The organism is Bradyrhizobium sp. 6(2017) (assembly GCF_011058295.2).
GTDB lineage: Bacteria > Pseudomonadota > Alphaproteobacteria > Rhizobiales > Xanthobacteraceae > Bradyrhizobium > Bradyrhizobium septentrionale.
This window is the reverse complement of sequence record NZ_CP049289.2, coordinates 8,222,852-8,237,345: the sequence shown is the minus strand read 5'-3', so window position 1 is coordinate 8,237,345 and position 14,494 is coordinate 8,222,852. Positions and strand designations below refer to the sequence as shown.

Annotated in this window: 14 protein-coding genes; 8 read left to right on the top strand and 6 right to left on the bottom strand. The window is 65.4% G+C overall.

Annotated features, from left to right (window positions below; all coding sequences use genetic code 11):
- The first annotated feature begins 8 nt into the window (after positions 1-8).
- A complete protein-coding gene (locus tag G6P99_RS39160; protein WP_035977759.1) occupies positions 9-431 on the top strand; it encodes a nuclear transport factor 2 family protein in 423 nt (140 codons plus the stop codon).
- A 154-nt stretch (positions 432-585) separates the two neighbouring features.
- Here the strand turns inward: G6P99_RS39160 and G6P99_RS39155 are convergent, their stop codons facing one another.
- The 3 genes from G6P99_RS39155 to G6P99_RS39145 form a co-directional block, all read right to left on the bottom strand.
- Positions 586-1,266, bottom strand: a complete 681-nt coding sequence (locus tag G6P99_RS39155; protein WP_029083736.1) for a glutathione S-transferase family protein — start codon at positions 1,264-1,266, stop codon at positions 586-588.
- Positions 1,267-1,393: 127 nt separating this feature from the next.
- Positions 1,394-1,720 (bottom strand): hypothetical protein, encoded by a 327-nt coding sequence (locus tag G6P99_RS39150; protein WP_029083737.1) that lies wholly within the window; start codon positions 1,718-1,720, stop codon positions 1,394-1,396.
- A gap of 220 nt (positions 1,721-1,940) precedes the next feature.
- Complete coding sequence (locus tag G6P99_RS39145; RefSeq protein WP_029083738.1) at positions 1,941-3,074, bottom strand: site-specific DNA-methyltransferase; 1,134 nt, start codon at positions 3,072-3,074, stop codon at positions 1,941-1,943.
- Between the two features lie 379 nt (positions 3,075-3,453).
- Here G6P99_RS39145 and ypfJ point away from each other — a divergent pair, with 379 nt between their 5' ends.
- Both ypfJ and moaB read left to right on the top strand, forming a co-directional pair.
- Entirely contained in the window at positions 3,454-4,392 is a 939-nt protein-coding gene (gene ypfJ / locus G6P99_RS39140) for a KPN_02809 family neutral zinc metallopeptidase (RefSeq protein ID WP_029083739.1), read from the top strand.
- Positions 4,393-4,577: 185 nt separating this feature from the next.
- Positions 4,578-5,141, top strand: coding sequence for a molybdenum cofactor biosynthesis protein B (gene moaB / locus G6P99_RS39135; RefSeq protein WP_029083740.1), 564 nt, complete (start codon positions 4,578-4,580; stop codon positions 5,139-5,141).
- Positions 5,142-5,246: 105 nt separating this feature from the next.
- On the opposite strand, the gene G6P99_RS39130 is transcribed toward moaB, so the two are convergent.
- Positions 5,247-6,188: a bifunctional helix-turn-helix transcriptional regulator/GNAT family N-acetyltransferase gene (locus G6P99_RS39130; protein WP_029083741.1), complete on the bottom strand. Its 942-nt coding sequence runs from the start codon at positions 6,186-6,188 to the stop codon at positions 5,247-5,249.
- Between the two features lie 87 nt (positions 6,189-6,275).
- Entirely contained in the window at positions 6,276-6,845 is a 570-nt protein-coding gene (locus tag G6P99_RS39125; RefSeq protein WP_029083742.1) for a glycosyl transferase, read from the bottom strand.
- A gap of 163 nt (positions 6,846-7,008) precedes the next feature.
- Between G6P99_RS39125 and G6P99_RS39120 the strand changes: the two genes are divergently transcribed.
- The 4 genes from G6P99_RS39120 (at position 7,009) to G6P99_RS39105 (ending at position 11,337) form a co-directional block, all read left to right on the top strand.
- Positions 7,009-8,175: a PA0069 family radical SAM protein gene (locus G6P99_RS39120; protein WP_029083743.1), complete on the top strand. Its 1,167-nt coding sequence runs from the start codon at positions 7,009-7,011 to the stop codon at positions 8,173-8,175.
- A gap of 122 nt (positions 8,176-8,297) precedes the next feature.
- On the top strand, positions 8,298-8,744 hold the full coding sequence (locus G6P99_RS39115; RefSeq protein ID WP_029083744.1) for a VOC family protein: 447 nt from the start codon (positions 8,298-8,300) through the stop codon (positions 8,742-8,744).
- 79 nt (positions 8,745-8,823) lie between these two features.
- A complete protein-coding gene (locus G6P99_RS39110) occupies positions 8,824-9,582 on the top strand; it encodes a ribonuclease HII (protein WP_029083745.1) in 759 nt (252 codons plus the stop codon).
- 252 nt (positions 9,583-9,834) lie between these two features.
- Positions 9,835-11,337, top strand: a complete 1,503-nt coding sequence (locus tag G6P99_RS39105) for a glycosyltransferase family 39 protein (protein WP_029083746.1) — start codon at positions 9,835-9,837, stop codon at positions 11,335-11,337.
- Positions 11,338-11,447: 110 nt separating this feature from the next.
- Here the strand turns inward: G6P99_RS39105 and G6P99_RS39100 are convergent, their stop codons facing one another.
- On the bottom strand, positions 11,448-12,275 hold the full coding sequence (locus G6P99_RS39100; protein WP_029083747.1) for a uracil-DNA glycosylase: 828 nt from the start codon (positions 12,273-12,275) through the stop codon (positions 11,448-11,450).
- 193 nt (positions 12,276-12,468) lie between these two features.
- Here G6P99_RS39100 and G6P99_RS39095 point away from each other — a divergent pair, with 193 nt between their 5' ends.
- Entirely contained in the window at positions 12,469-14,127 is a 1,659-nt protein-coding gene (locus G6P99_RS39095; protein ID WP_029083748.1) for an electron transfer flavoprotein-ubiquinone oxidoreductase, read from the top strand.
- Positions 14,128-14,494: the final 367 nt, after the last annotated feature.

Below are 14,494 nucleotides of genomic sequence, written 5' to 3'. Positions count from 1 at the left end.
AAAGCGCCATGAGCGCAGCCGACAACAAGAAACTGGTGCAGGAGATGTTCGTGATCGCGGGCAGTCCGGATCCCGCGGTGCGCGAGAATTCGCTGTTCATGGCAACGCTCGCCGACGACGCGATCTGGACCGTGACCGGGCAATATTCCTGGTCACGCACCTTCACCGGCAAGCCATCGATCATGAATGACCTGCACGGCCATGTTCGCTCCAAACTGGTCGAGCGCGGCCGCACCGTCGCGCATCGCATCATCGCCGACGGCGACATCGTCGTGGTCGAGGCCAAGGGCAACAACCTCACCAAGCAAGGTCAGCGCTACGACAATGATTATTGCCTGGTGTTCCGCTTCGACGACGGCCGGATCAAGGAGGTGCGGGAATATTGCGACTCGGTTCTGACCGAGAAGGCGCTCGGCGCGTTTCCGGCATAGCGGCGGGCGGCACAAACGAAGACGGCGCCCGTGAGGGCGCCGTTCCACCTGCCGTCATTCCGGGGCGCGCGTCAGCGCGAACCCGGAATCTCGCGCAACAATCTCTGGATTCCGGGTTCACGCGCAAGCGCGCGCCCCGGAATGACAGCGTGCGTCACGCCACCTTGGTCGTCATGTGCTTGAACATGTTGCGGCGAGCTTCGTCGTCCATCTCGGCCTTGAAGGTGAACCTGTCCTTCAGCGCGATCGCCCTGGCGGCGGCGGGACGCGCCGAGATCTCGTCGACCAGGCGCTTCACATGCGGGTACCGCGCATAGGCGTCGTCGCCGAGCTTGAACGGCACCATCCGCGCCCAGCCCCACAGCGCCATGTCGACGATCGAGTAGCTGTCGCCCGCCATGTAGCGGCGGTTGGCAAGATGGCCGTCGAGGATCTTGTAATGGCGATCGGTTTCGTACTGGTAGCGGTTATGGGCGTAGTCGTGGTTCTGGTCCTTCGGCGCAAAATGCTTGAAGTGCACGGCCTGTCCCGAATACGGCCCGACACCGGTCGCGACGAACATCAGCCAGGACAGCAGTTCGGCGCGGTTGGTCGGCAGGAACTTGCCGGTCTTCTCGGCGAGGTAGAGCAGGATGGCGTTGGAATCGAACACAATCGTGCCGTTGTCGTCGATTGCCGGCACCTTGCTGTTCGGGTTGATCTTCAGATAGTCCGGCGTGAACTGGTCGCCCTTGCGGGTGTCGACCGCGATCGGCTCGAACGGCAGTCCGGACTCCTCGAGAAAGAGCGCGACCTTGGTCGGGTTTGGCGAGCCGTTGAAATAGAATTTGAGCATGAAAGGGGTCTCCTTTGGGGTGTAACCGGCACGCAGCCGGCGAGGACCGCGGACGGCCCCTCATGCGCAAATTTCGCCGCGCTTCGCAACCGACGAGTTTGTGAGGCAGCTGCGCGCAGCGCGCCGGTCAGCCGAACCACAGGAAGCCGGCGATGCCGGCTGCGACCAGCACAACGCCCGCGATCTCCAGCACGATGGCGGAGCGGGTCGCAGCATGCAGGTGGGAGAGTTGCGTCGCGCGCTCGGAGCCGCGGGCATGGCCGTGGACGATGATCTCCTGGTTGAACTCGCCATGCGCCTCTAGCCCGAGCGTCAGTCCGACCGAGACCAGCAGGATGCCGAAAATGATCAGGCCGAACGATCCGAGCAGGCCGATCAGCAGCATCGGAAACATGCCGAGCAGGAAGACCGGCAGCAGCGGCACCAGCAGCAATGTCTCGGATTGTCTTCGCATCGGGCGACCAATCGAAACGGCAAGTGACTGACACAAATGTAGGCCCGCCGCTGCGGCGTCACAAGGTGGCCGCGTTCAAGACGACGTCATCCCGGGTCTCAGAACCGTAGGATGGATGGAGCGCAGCGATACCCATCGATCACACGGCAGGAAGGTGATGGGTTTCGCTTCGCTCTACCCATCCTACAACGCCGCAATCGCGGAAGGGTCGCGTGCCCGCTCAGCCCGCAGCCATCCCGGAGCGGATCTCGGCGCGCAGCTCGTCGATCAGCCGCAGGCCGGTCTTGGTCTCGACGTGCCAGAAGGTCCAGCCATTGCAGGCGCCGGAGCCCTGCGCCACCGCGCCGATGCGGTGGATCGAGCCGACCTTGTCGCCGAGCATGATGGCGCCATCGGCGCGCACCAGTGCGCCGTGGCGCTTCTTGGCATCGACCAGCCTGGCACCGGGCACGATCATGCCGCGCTCGATCAGTTCGGAGAACGCGACGCGGGGCGCCTCGCGCGCGGTCATGAACGGCGCCAGCGTCGCTTCCGGCAGCGGCTCGATCGCGGCGATCCGCGCCTCGGCTGCGGCCGCATAGGTCTTGTCGCGCTCGAAGCCGATATAGCTGCGGCCGAGCCGCTTGGCGACGGCGCCGGTGGTGCCGGTGCCGTTGAACGGATCGATCACGAGGTCGCCGGGCTTCGACGACGACAGCAGCACGCGGGCAAGCAGCTGCTCCGGCTTCTGCGTCGGGTGAACCTTCTTGCCGTCATCGCCCTTGAGGCGCTCCTCGCCGGTACACAGCGGGATCAGCCAGTCGGAGCGCGCCTGCACGTCCTCGTTGGACGCCTTCAGTGCTTCATAGTTGAAGGTGTAGCCCTTGGCCTTCTCGTCGCGCGCGGCCCAGATCATGGTCTCGTGCGCGTTGGTGAAGCGGCGGCCGCGGAAGTTCGGCATCGGATTGGACTTGCGCCACACGATGTCGTTCAGCAGCCAGAAGCCGAGGTCCTGCATGATGGCGCCGACGCGGAAGATGTTGTGATAGGAGCCGATCACCCACAGCGTCGCCGACGGCTTCATCACGCGGCGGCAGGCCAGGAGCCAGGCGCGGGTGAAATCGTCATAGGCGGCGAACGACGAGAACTTGTCCCAGTCGTCGTTGACGGCATCGACATGCGACTCGTCGGGGCGCTTGAGATCGCCCTTGAGCTGCAGATTGTAGGGAGGATCTGCGAACACCAGATCGACCGAGCCGGACGGCAGCTTCGACAATTCGGCGACGCAATCGCCAATGACGATTCGGCTCGACGGGGCATTCTCAAATTTAGTGCGGGGCGCCCTTGCAGACGCCCCGCGACGCGACACTACCATGACTCAAGAACTCTGACTCAGGCGACGCTGTCGGCGACGCGGGACTAAACAACCGACTGGCGCCACATTGAGCCGGCAAAGTAAAAATCGACTTAATTGGAAATCTTCATGCAAAAGATTGCAGCATCTTTCGAACGCTGTGGCGCAGTGTCATCAGCGTTGTGCTGCAACATCAGCGCGTTCTGCGAAAAATTTTGCGGATCATCAAACCGGCACGATTCGACCGGTAAATTGCCCGCTGCTTGCGGCCATTCGCACTGCAAACGATGTGCGTCTTGGACTAGGCAATTTTTGCCGGGCAGGATATTGATTAACAGAATGGAAATTTTAGGTTGGAGTGTCCCGCATTGGGGCGCCGACTGGATAAAGGGAAACCGCCATGCGCTACGATGATTTCCGCCGCAGCGATGACATCGAAGACCGTCGCGACGATAGCGGAGGAGGCGGCGGCGGTGGTGGCGGCTTCGGGATTCCGATGGGCGGCGGCGGGCTCGGCATCGGAACTGTCATCGTGCTCGGCCTGCTCGGCTATGCCTTCGGCATCGATCCGCGCATCCTGATCGGCGGCGCCGAGATTCTCACCGGCGGCGGCCAGGCGCCGACCTATCAGACCGACCGGCAGTCGTCGGGCGCGCAGACCAAGCGTGGCGCGCCGACCGACGAGATGGGCAGCATGATCGCCGGCATCTTGGGTGAAATCGACGATCGCTGGAGCGAGATCTTCCAGGCCTCGGGCCAGACCTACACCGGTCCGAAGATCGTGCTGTTCCGCAATGCCACCAATGGCGGCCGCTGCGGCATGGCGCAGTCGGCGATGGGGCCGTTCTACTGCCCGCCGGACAAGACCATCTTCCTCGACACCGGCTTCTTCCGCGAGGTCGAGACCCGCTTCCGCGGCTGCTCGGGCAACGCCTGCAAGTTCACCGCGGCCTATATCATCGCGCACGAGGCCGGCCACCACATCCAGAACCTGCTCGGCATCATCCCGCGCGTGAACCGGCTGCAGCAGCAGGCCGGCAGCAAGGCCGAGGCCAACGCGCTGCAGGTCAAGGTCGAGCTGCAGGCCGATTGTCTCTCCGGCGTCTGGGTCAATCGCGAGGAGAAGAAGCGGCCGGGCTTCCTCGAGGCCGGCGACATCGACGCCGCGCTGACCACTGCAAATGCGATCGGCGACGACACGCTGCAGCGGCAGGCGACGGGCAGGGTGGTGCCTGATTCCTTCACCCACGGCTCCGCTGCGCAGCGCAAGGAGTGGTTCATGAGGGGCTACCAGCAGGGCACCGTGCAGGCCTGCAACACGTTCGGCGGTAGCTTGTAGGCGTATGCCGGTAGCGTCATCCCCGGATGAGCGCGAATGCGCTCAGTCGGGAGGTGCTCGCCTCTTGGCGAGCCTCGAAGGCTGACGGAGCCCGTGGCCCATCCTTCGAGGCTCGCCCAGCGGTGCAAGTGCACCGCAAGGCGCGCACCTCAGAATGACGTCAGCGGGATGGGAAAGAGGTGTAAATGTCCTCACTCGACGAATCCAAATCATTCATCCCGCTCAACATCGCGGTGCTGACGATTTCCGACAGCCGCACGTTGGCGGATGACAAGTCGGGCACCACGCTCGCCGATCGTCTGACCGCGGCCGGCCACAAGCTCGCGGCGCGCGAGATCGTCACCGATGATGTCGAGGCGATCAGGGCGGTGATCCGGCGCTGGATCGCGGATGACGGCGTCGATGCCGTCATCACCACCGGCGGCACCGGCTTCACCGGCCGCGACGTGACGCCGGAGGCGGTCGAGCCGCTGTTCGAGAAGCGGATGGACGGCTTCTCGATCGCCTTCCACATGCTGAGCCACGCCAAGATCGGCGTGTCGACGATCCAGAGCCGCGCCACCGCCGGCGTGGCAGGCGCGACCTTCATCTTCTGCCTGCCCGGATCGCCCGGCGCCTGCCGTGACGGCTGGGACGGCATTCTGGCCGCGCAGCTCGACTACCGCACGCGGCCCTGCAATTTCGTCGAGATCATGCCGCGGCTGGACGAGCATCTGCGCCGTCCGAAGGCGAAAGGGGCGAGCGCGTAGTCGTCTCCCGTCATTCCGGGGCGTGCGAAGCACGAACCCGGAATCTCGCGCCGCATCTTCGAGATTCCGGGTTCATCGCTGACGCGATGCCCCGGAATGACAGGGTCACAAATCCAGCTCCCAGGTCTCCCCGACCAGGTCGACGCCAAAGCTGTGGTGCTTCTCTTCTTTCACCTTGCGGAAGCCGGCGCGGGCGTAGATGCCGCGCGCGGCGAGCAGGATGCTCTGGGTCCACAGCGTCATCCTTGTGTAGCCCATCTCGCGTGCGGAGCGGATGCATTGCTCGACCAGCGCACGGCCGACGCCGAGCCCGCGCGCCTTTTCTTCCACCAGCAGCAGCCGCAGCTTGGCGAGGCCGTCGCCGCCCTTGACCAGGAAGATCGAGCCGACCGGCTCGCCGTCGACCTCGGCGACCCAGCAATGCTCGCGGGCCGGATCGAACGATCGCAGGAATTGCGCGCAGATCTCGGCCACCAAGGCCTCGTAGCTGATGTCCCAGCCATATTCCTCCGCGTAGGCGCGTCCCTGTCGCGAGATCACCCAGCCGATATCGCCGACGCGGTGGCTGCGCAGCAGGAAGCCGGTCGGCTTCTCCGTCGGCGGCTCCAGCGACTGTTCGATCGTGCCCATCGCGCGCACCACCGCGGCGCGGCGATCGCCGTCCATCTGCTTCAGCAGCGCCCCGACCTCGCTGCGCGAGCGGCGGTCGAGATCAGCGGCAGCAGTGCGGCCCTTGGCGGTCAGCGCCACCTCATTGACGCGCTTGTCGGCCTTCGACGGCTTGCGCGTCACGATCTGGCGGCGCTGCAGCGCCTGTAGCGTGCGGCTGACGAAGCCGGCATCGAGGTCGAGCTCGCGCACCAGATCGGTCGCGGTGCAGTTCTCGCGATGCGCGAACTCGTAGATGATCCGCGCTTCCTGCAGCGTGAACGGCGAATCCAGCAGCTTCGGCTCGATGATGCCGAGCTTGCGGGTGTAGAACCGGCTGAAGCCGCGGATCGCGGCGACCTGGCTCTCGAGCGTCGTGTCATACGAACTTGATTTCATCAAACATATTATTTGACGGAATCAAATAAATGGCAAGGCCGATGTGCATTTCAGGGCATCTCGAAGCGTCGTCGCGGGTCGGAAACCCTACGCCACCATGATCCGGCTGCGCAGCATGGTGCGGGAGGAGCGGCCGAGCCGGCGCAGCAGCCGCGCCTCGGAGCGACGCGCGTCGGGCCGATAGCCGCCGATCCGCTCGTAATGGTCGCGCGCGATCAGGAGGCCCTGTTCGGCCGAAGGGCCCACGATCATCCGGGCGACGAATTTGATGCCGTCGCGCAGGCCGGGGTCGGTATAGGGCGCGCGGGCGTAGCGGAAGATGCCGGCGCGGTCCTTGCCGCTTGCCGCCACCATCTGGATGAACTGGGTGGTCTCCTCGATCCAGCCGGCGTCGAGCACTGCGCCCGGATGCAGGAACATCAGCCAGGGCGAACGGGCCTGCTTTGCACCGGCGGCAAGTGCCGCGGCGCGCGTGCCCTCGAAGCGCAGGAAACCGCAGCCGGCGATGTCGGCAACCCGCTCCATCACGTCGCTGTTGGTGCGGTCGACCAGCAGCACTTCGCGGATGACGCCCGCGGCTGCGCCCGGCACCAGCGCCGCCAATGTCGCGACCGCGGTGCGCTCGACGCCGTCGGTTGGAATGATCACGCTCAGCATGATTCGAGGCTTCGATGGCTCAAACGGTTGAAAAACTCCGGCCGTGTTATCACCTTGTCATATTCAAAGCAGCCTTTTCGCCTGCAGAATTTTGCGCCATCACTTTGTGGATTTTCTCAAGCGATGTTCTTGATTTGTTCTCAAGCTGTGTTAGCTTCACAGCATGAGCCGAGCATCCTCTCATGCCCTCAAGCACCCGCCGGTAACGGCGCCCTCCGATAACCCGGCGGGTGCACCCACCCCTTTTCCCGAGCTTGCGGTCGCGATCGAGCGCGAGCGGCGGCGCGGCCGTGGCGCGCAGTCCAACGCCAGCGGCCGCTACGAGGCCGAGGCGCGGACAGCCTTCGACGACGGCTGGCAGAGCCTCGACGACCTGCCGCCGTTCCAGACCAGTGTGGCGCTCGACACCTCGCGCAAGGTGATCACCCGCAACGACTCGCCCGACATCGGCTTCGACCGTTCGATCAATCCCTATCGCGGCTGCGAGCACGGCTGCGTCTATTGCTTCGCGCGGCCGACCCACGCCTATCTCGGCCTGTCGCCGGGGCTCGACTTCGAATCCAAACTGTTCGCCAAGCCGGACGCGCCCGCACTGCTCGAGAAGGAGCTGGCGGCGCCCGACTATGAGGCGCGGATGATCGCGATCGGCACCAACACCGATCCGTATCAGCCGATCGAGCGCGAGCGGAAGATCATGCGCGGCATTCTCGAGGTCTTGGAGCGCGCCGGGCATCCGGTCGGCATCGTGACCAAGTCGGCGCTGGTGACCCGCGATATCGATATTCTGGCGCGGATGGCCAAGCGCAATCTCGCCAAGGTCGCGCTCTCGGTGACGACGCTCGACCCGAAACTCGCCCGCACCATGGAGCCGCGCGCATCGACGCCGCCGAAGCGGCTCGAGGCGATCAAGCGGCTGGCTGACGCCGGCATCCCGACCACGGCGATGATCGCGCCCGTGATCCCGGCGCTGAACGATTCCGAGATCGAGCGCATCCTCGATGCCGCCGTGCATGCCGGCGCCAAGGAGGCGAGCTACGTGCTGCTGCGGCTGCCGCTCGAGGTCCGCGATCTCTTTCGCGAATGGCTGATGGCGAACTATCCCGACCGCTACCGCCACGTCTTCACGCTGATCCGCGACATGCGCGGCGGCCGCGATTACGACTCGCAATGGGGCACGCGGATGAAGGGCACCGGCCCGATGGCCTGGATGATCGGCCGCCGCTTCGAGATCGCTTGCGAGAAACTCGGCCTCAACAAGCGGCGCACCAAGCTGACCACCGATCATTTTGCCAAGCCGAAGCGCAACGGCGAGCAGTTGAGCTTGTTCTAGATGAGGTCCGTAGCCCGGATGAAGCGCAGCGCAATCCGGGAAATCGTTGCCCGCGGATAGAGGTCCCGGATTACGCTTCGCTCCATCCGGGCTATGATGACGTCAAAAGAGTGAGTGCAACAATGAGTAACGCCCCGACCCCACGCTTCACCGTCCTCACGCTCGGCGTCAGCGACATGCGCGCCAGCATCGCCTTCTATGAATCGCTCGGCTTCACCAGGAAGATGCGCGGGACCGGCGAGGAGGTCGCCTTCTTCGACACCGGCGGCACTGTGCTCGGGCTGTTCCCGTGGCATCTGCTCGCCGCCGATGCCGCCCTGCCCGATCAGCCGCGGCCTTCAGCGTTCCGCGGCGTTGCGATCGCCTGGAACTGCAACGACGATGCCGAGGTCGATTGTGTGATGGCGTTCGCGCTGTCGAAGGGCGGCAAATTGCTGAACCCCGCGCAGCCCACCAGTTATGGCGGCTACTGCGGCTATTTCGCCGATCCCGACGGCCACGCCTGGGAAGTGGTGCGCGCGCCGGGGTTTGAGGTGCTCGATAACAGGCGCGTGTCGATTCCCGACTAAAAGCCGGCCGGATTGAATTGCGGGGAAGGGCGGCTGGTTCCCGGTTGCGCCGCGGGGCTGGCTTGATCACCATCCCCGCATGATTCGGGACAAGTCCAAGAGCACGTCGAAGAAGGCGCTGGCCAAGTCAGCCAAGCCGGAGAAGCGTATCGTGACGCGGCCGAGCTTCCGGCGCGAGCGGGCGCTGATCAAGCGCGGCGTCTGGCCGGTCGCCGGCTGCGACGAGGCCGGGCGGGGCCCGCTGGCAGGTCCCGTGGTCGCCGCCGCCGTGGTGCTGGACCCCAATCGCATTCCCAAAGGCCTCGACGATTCGAAGCGGCTGACCGCCGAGCGCCGCGAGGAACTGTTCGAGGAGATTTGCGCCACATCAGCGTTCTCGGTCGCGGTGGCGTCGCCGGCGCGAATCGACCGCGACAACATCCTGCGCGCCTCGCTGTGGGCGCTGGCGCGCGCGGTGCATGCGCTGCCGGAAATGCCGAAGCATGTCTTCGTCGACGGCCGCGACAAGCTCGCCACGCCCTGCGACTGCGACGCCGTGATCGGCGGCGACGGCATCGTGGCCTCGATCGCGGCAGCCTCGATCATCGCCAAGGTGACGCGCGACCGCCTGATGTGCGCGCTGGCGCTGGACTGTCCCGGCTACGGGTTCGAGCAGCACAAGGGCTATGGCGTGCCCGAGCACCTCGAGGCGCTGGACCGGCTCGGGCCCACCACCCATCACCGCAGCTTCTTCGCCCCCGTCGTCGCCGCGCGGCTGAAGCATTTTCCGGTCCCGGCCGAGCCCGACCTGTTCACGGTGGACGAGGAAAGCGAAGCCGCCGAATCCGCGGCGGCGTAGCGCAACTGCGCCAGCCCATCCAACGGTGTCATCGCCCGGCTCGACCGGGCGATCCAGTATTCCAGAGCCAGCCGTTTTCGATTGAGAGGCCGCGGCGTACTGGATGACCCGCCTTCGTGGGTGATGACAGGGGAGGTGACTTTGCGGTGTAGCCACACCGTACACCGTTGCCTCCATCGCCGCCGCCGTTTATCAAAACCACCGGGATCAGATGGCGCCGCTGACGGGTGGCTGGGGCATTTCAGGCGTTTCATGCGGTTTACCTCCCTGGTTGTCGAACTGATCCGCGCCCGGCCGCGCCTGGTGGTGTGGGTCGTGGTGCTGGTGCAGGCCGCGATCTGGCTATTCCTGCCGCTGATCTTCTACGGCAGCCCGCCCGGCAATCTCGCCGCCATCCTGGCCTTCGGCCGCGAATATCAGGTCGGCACCGACATGGGGCCGCCGCTGGCGTTCTGGCTCGCCGACATCGCCTTCCGTGCCGCCGGCAATCATGTGCTCGGCGTCTATCTTCTGGCGCAGGCCTGCGAGATCGCCACCTTCATCGCGTTCTACCAGCTGGCGCGCGCCATCGTCGGCGGCCCGCAGGGCGTGCTGGCGGTGCTGCTGTCGATGACGGTCGTGGTGTTCGCTTCACCCAGCGTCGAGTTCGGCCCGCTGATCCTGGCGCGTCCGCTCTGGGCGCTGCTGCTGCTGCACTCCTGGCAATTGATCGGCCAGAACCGGCGCGCCGCCTGGTTCGCCTGGTCGATCGATTGCGGCCTGTTGCTGCTGACGACGCCGGCGGCCCTCGGCATGATCCTGCTCGTGATCGGCTTCGCCCTTGCAACCGAGCGCGGGCGGCGCACGCTCAAGGCGGTCGATCCGCTCTATGCGGTGCTGGTCATCATCGTGCTGGCGCTGCCCTATCTGATCTGGCTGATCCGCGCTGACGTGCTGGCGCTGCCGGCCGTGCCCGCGCTCGCAGATCTCAAGGCGCGCGCGCTGCACTGGGGCGTCGTGCTCGGCGGGCTGATCGTGGCGACGGCCGCAATCGCGCTGCTGGCGATCCTCAATTCGCGCTGGTTCGCCCGCGAGGCCGAGGACGCGCCGATCATCTATCGTCCGTCGGTCAGTCCGCTGGCGCAGCAGTTCGTCTATTTCTTCGCCTTCGCGCCGGCGATCGCGGGCAGCTTCGTCTCCGGCCTATTCGATCTCGATCGCGCCTTCGGCGGCGCCGGCGTGGCGCTTCTGATGTCGGGGCTCGCCGTCGTCGTCGCGACCGGCGATCTGATTCCGCTCCGGCGGCAACGGGTGTTGCGTTCGGTCTGGGCTTTTGCCGTCGCGGCGCCCGCCGCAGTCGCGCTGGCGGCGGCGCTGTTCCTGCCCTGGACCAGCACCACCGAGGTGCCGACCTCGTTGCCGGCAGCCGCGATGGGGCGCTTCTTCGACGACAGCTATGAGCGCCGCACCAACCAGCGGCTGCGCGCGGTGGCCGGCGATCCTGAAATCGCCAGCCTGATTGCGATGAACAGCCGTCGTCCGCATCTGCTGCTCGACGCCGCGCCGCAGCGGACGCCGTGGCTGTCGATCCCGAAGTTCAACGAGACCGGCGGCGTCGTGGTCTGGCGCGCGCAGGACACCGCCGGCACGCCGCCGCCCGAACTCGCGCAGCGCTTTCCCGGCCTGGTGCCGGAAGTGCCGCGCTCGTTCGACCGGCTGGTCAATGGACGGCAGCCGGTGCTGCGGATCGGCTGGGCGATCGTGCGGCCGAAGTAGTGTGAGCTCTGTAGGGTGGGTTAGCCGAAGGCGTAACCCACCATTCTCTCCGCGGTGAGCAAGTCGGTGGGTTACGCTGCGCTAACCCACCCTACGAAGTTGCGACGCCGTTACGCCGTCGCCGGCTGCAGCACCTTCGCGATGGCGCGCAAATCCTGCCAGGACAACCGCTTGTAGGACGGCGAGCGCAGCAGATAGGCCGGATGGAAGGTGGCGACGGCGCGGATCGTGCGGGTGCCGGTGTCGTAGTCGATCCATTTGCCGCGCGTGCGCATGATGCCCTCGCGTGTGCCGAGCAGCGCCTGCGTCGAGGGATTGCCGAGCGTCACCAGCACGTCCGGATTCACCAGCTCGATGTGGCGCTGGATGAAGGGCAGGCACACCTGCGTCTCCTGCGGCGTCGGCGTGCGGTTGCCCGGCGGCCGCCACGGAATGACGTTGGCGATGTAGGCCTTGCTGCGGTCGAGCCCGATCGCCGCGATCATGCGGTCGAGCAGTTTGCCTGAGCGGCCGACGAACGGCAGGCCCTCGATGTCCTCGTCGCGGCCCGGCGCCTCGCCGACGAACATCACCCGCGCCTCGGGATTGCCGTCGGCAAACACCAGCCGGGTCGCGGTGTGTTTCAGCGCGCAGCCGTCGAATGTCTCCATGAGCGCGCGCAAGACTTCCAGCGTCGGTGCGGTGCGTGCGGCTTCGCGTGCGGAGGCAATCGCGGCGTCCGGCGCGACGGTGATTTCGCTGCGCGGAACTGAAGGCATCGCCAGCGGCGGGGGACGCAGCGGATTGAGCGCCACTGGTGGCCGCGGCGCGGCGGGCGCGGGAACTGGCTCGGGCTCCTCCAGCCGGTTGATCGGCGCGTCGCCAAGCGCGCAATCGACCCCGGCCTCGAGGTAAAAGGCAAGCAATTGCTGCAGTGTAGGGGCGGGCTCGGGCGTCAGGGCCATGATGGCTGCAATCTAGAGCATGATCGGGAAAAGTGGAGGCCGGTTTTTGGAAAAGATTATTCTCTTAAGGTATCGGGGCCGTGCAAACCCATGGAAGTGCGATTCCATGGTTGTTCTTCGGTCAAAAATCGGAAACAACGACTTTTGAAAAGCTTAGAAGCGTTCTCGATGGGCTGAGACCAGGATCATGAGTGCTGAAGACCTTCCTCCGCGCGAGTCTATGGAATTCGATGTCGTCATCGTCGGCGCCGGCCCCTCGGGCCTGTCGGCCGCGATCCGGCTGAAGCAGCTCAATCCGGAGCTCTCGATCGTCGTGGTGGAGAAGGGCTCCGAGGTCGGCGCGCACATCCTGTCCGGTGCGGTGATCGATCCGGCCGGGCTCGACAAGTTGATCCCGGACTGGCGCGACGACGCCGACTGTCCGCTGAAGACGCAGGTCAAGGAAGACCGCTTCTACTGGACGACGTCGCAGGGCTGGTTCCGCCTGCCGAACTTCATCATGCCGCCCTTGATGTACAATCATCACTGCTACATCGGCTCGCTCGGCAACGTCTGCCGCTGGCTGGCGCCGAAGGCGGAAGCGCTCGGCGTCGAGATCTATCCGGGCTTTGCCGCCACCGAGGTGCTCTATGACGACAAGGGCGCGGTGCGGGGCATCGCGACCGGCGACATGGGCATCGCCAAGGACGGCAGCCACAAGGATTCCTACACCCGCGGCATGGAGCTGCTCGGCAAGTACACGCTGTTCGCCGAAGGCGCACGTGGCTCGTTGTCGAAGCAGCTGATCGCGAAGTTCAAGCTCGACGCCAACAGCGAGCCGTCGAAATTCGGCATCGGGCTGAAGGAGGTCTGGCAGATCGATCCGGCGAAGCACCGCAAGGGACGGGTTCAGCATACGCTGGGATGGCCGCTGAACGACAAGACCGGCGGCGGCTCGTTCCTCTATCACTACGACGACAACCGCGTCGCGGTCGGTTTCGTCGTGCATCTGAACTACAACGACCCGTATCTGTCGCCGTTCGACGAATTCCAGCGCTTCAAGACTCATCCCGATGTCCGCGAGCTGTTCGAGGGCGGCAAGCGGCTCGCCTATGGTGCACGCGCCATCACCGAGGGCGGCTACCAGTCGGTGCCGCGGCTGTCTTTCCCGGGCGGCGCGCTGATCGGCTGCGCGGCGGGCTTCGTCAACGTCCCGCGCATCAAGGGCGTCCACAATGCGATGGGCTCCGGCACGCTCGCCGCCGAGCACGTCGCGGCAGCGCTCGGCGCCGGACGCACTAATGACGAACTCGTCGACTACGAGAATGCCTGGCGTTCGTCTGCGATCGGCAAGGACCTGTTCAAGGTCCGCAACGCCAAGCCGCTGTTGTCGAAGTTCGGCAACATACTCGGAATGGTGCTGTCCGGCTTTGACATGTGGTGCAATACGCTCGGCTTCTCGCTGTTCGGCACCCAGTCGCATGCCAAGCCGGACCGCAAGACGCTCGATCCGTCCAAGCAGCACCAGCCGATCGCCTATCCGAAGCCGGACGGCAAGATCTCGTTCGACAAGCTGTCGTCGGTGTTCCTGTCCAACACCAACCATGAGGAGGACCAGCCGGTCCATCTCAGGGTCGCCGACATGAACCTGCAGAAGACGTCGGAGCACGATGTGTTCGCCGGTCCCTCCAACCGCTATTGCCCGGCCGGTGTCTATGAATGGGTCGAGGAGGGCGCCACACCGCGCTACCAGATCAACGCCCAGAACTGCGTCCACTGCAAAACCTGCGACGTGAAGGACCCCAACGGCAACATCACCTGGGTTCCTCCGGAGGGCGGCGGCGGTCCGAACTACGAGGCCATGTAACTACGAGGCGATGTAAGGCGAGACGGCCGGCCACATTTGCGTGAGGTCGCCGCAGCCTGCGCTCGGCCTGTCCTGTCGTGGGCGCGGCCGGATTGCAGCTCCGGCGAGAGCGGCGAAACGGGGGCCTGCGGCGCCGGGATCCGCGGCTTTTTGCGTCTGCACGCGAATGTGCCCGGCCCGGTCACGATACCGCCATAGTGGGAGGCTTTTGCGGTGGTGCTGGCTGGATCGGCGGGCGTAAAGGCCTAATCTGCCAATTGATTCGTCATGGGCTATCCTTGCGGTAGAGCGCCAAAAGCGGCATTGTCCGCTCGCCGTGATGCCGCCGCTTGGGTTCGCATTTTGAGACTGATCGCAAGATCTTGTC

Excerpts from the sequence above, each read along its gene's own strand:
- G6P99_RS39110 (WP_029083745.1), top strand. The coding sequence starts at position 8,824 with ATGATTCGGGACAAGTCCAAGAGCACGTCGAAGAAGGCGCTGGCCAAG.
- G6P99_RS39095 (WP_029083748.1), top strand. The coding sequence starts at position 12,469 with ATGAGTGCTGAAGACCTTCCTCCGCGCGAGTCTATGGAATTCGATGTC.
- G6P99_RS39120 (WP_029083743.1), top strand. The coding sequence starts at position 7,009 with ATGAGCCGAGCATCCTCTCATGCCCTCAAGCACCCGCCGGTAACGGCG.
- G6P99_RS39145 (WP_029083738.1), bottom strand. The coding sequence starts at position 3,074 with ATGGTAGTGTCGCGTCGCGGGGCGTCTGCAAGGGCGCCCCGCACTAAA.
- G6P99_RS39155 (WP_029083736.1), bottom strand. The coding sequence starts at position 1,266 with ATGCTCAAATTCTATTTCAACGGCTCGCCAAACCCGACCAAGGTCGCG.
- moaB (WP_029083740.1), top strand. The coding sequence starts at position 4,578 with ATGTCCTCACTCGACGAATCCAAATCATTCATCCCGCTCAACATCGCG.
- G6P99_RS39160 (WP_035977759.1), top strand. The coding sequence starts at position 9 with ATGAGCGCAGCCGACAACAAGAAACTGGTGCAGGAGATGTTCGTGATC.
- G6P99_RS39150 (WP_029083737.1), bottom strand. The coding sequence starts at position 1,720 with ATGCGAAGACAATCCGAGACATTGCTGCTGGTGCCGCTGCTGCCGGTC.
- G6P99_RS39115 (WP_029083744.1), top strand. The coding sequence starts at position 8,298 with ATGAGTAACGCCCCGACCCCACGCTTCACCGTCCTCACGCTCGGCGTC.
- G6P99_RS39125 (WP_029083742.1), bottom strand. The coding sequence starts at position 6,845 with ATGCTGAGCGTGATCATTCCAACCGACGGCGTCGAGCGCACCGCGGTC.
- ypfJ (WP_029083739.1), top strand. The coding sequence starts at position 3,454 with ATGCGCTACGATGATTTCCGCCGCAGCGATGACATCGAAGACCGTCGC.
- G6P99_RS39105 (WP_029083746.1), top strand. The coding sequence starts at position 9,835 with ATGCGGTTTACCTCCCTGGTTGTCGAACTGATCCGCGCCCGGCCGCGC.
- G6P99_RS39130 (WP_029083741.1), bottom strand. The coding sequence starts at position 6,188 with ATGAAATCAAGTTCGTATGACACGACGCTCGAGAGCCAGGTCGCCGCG.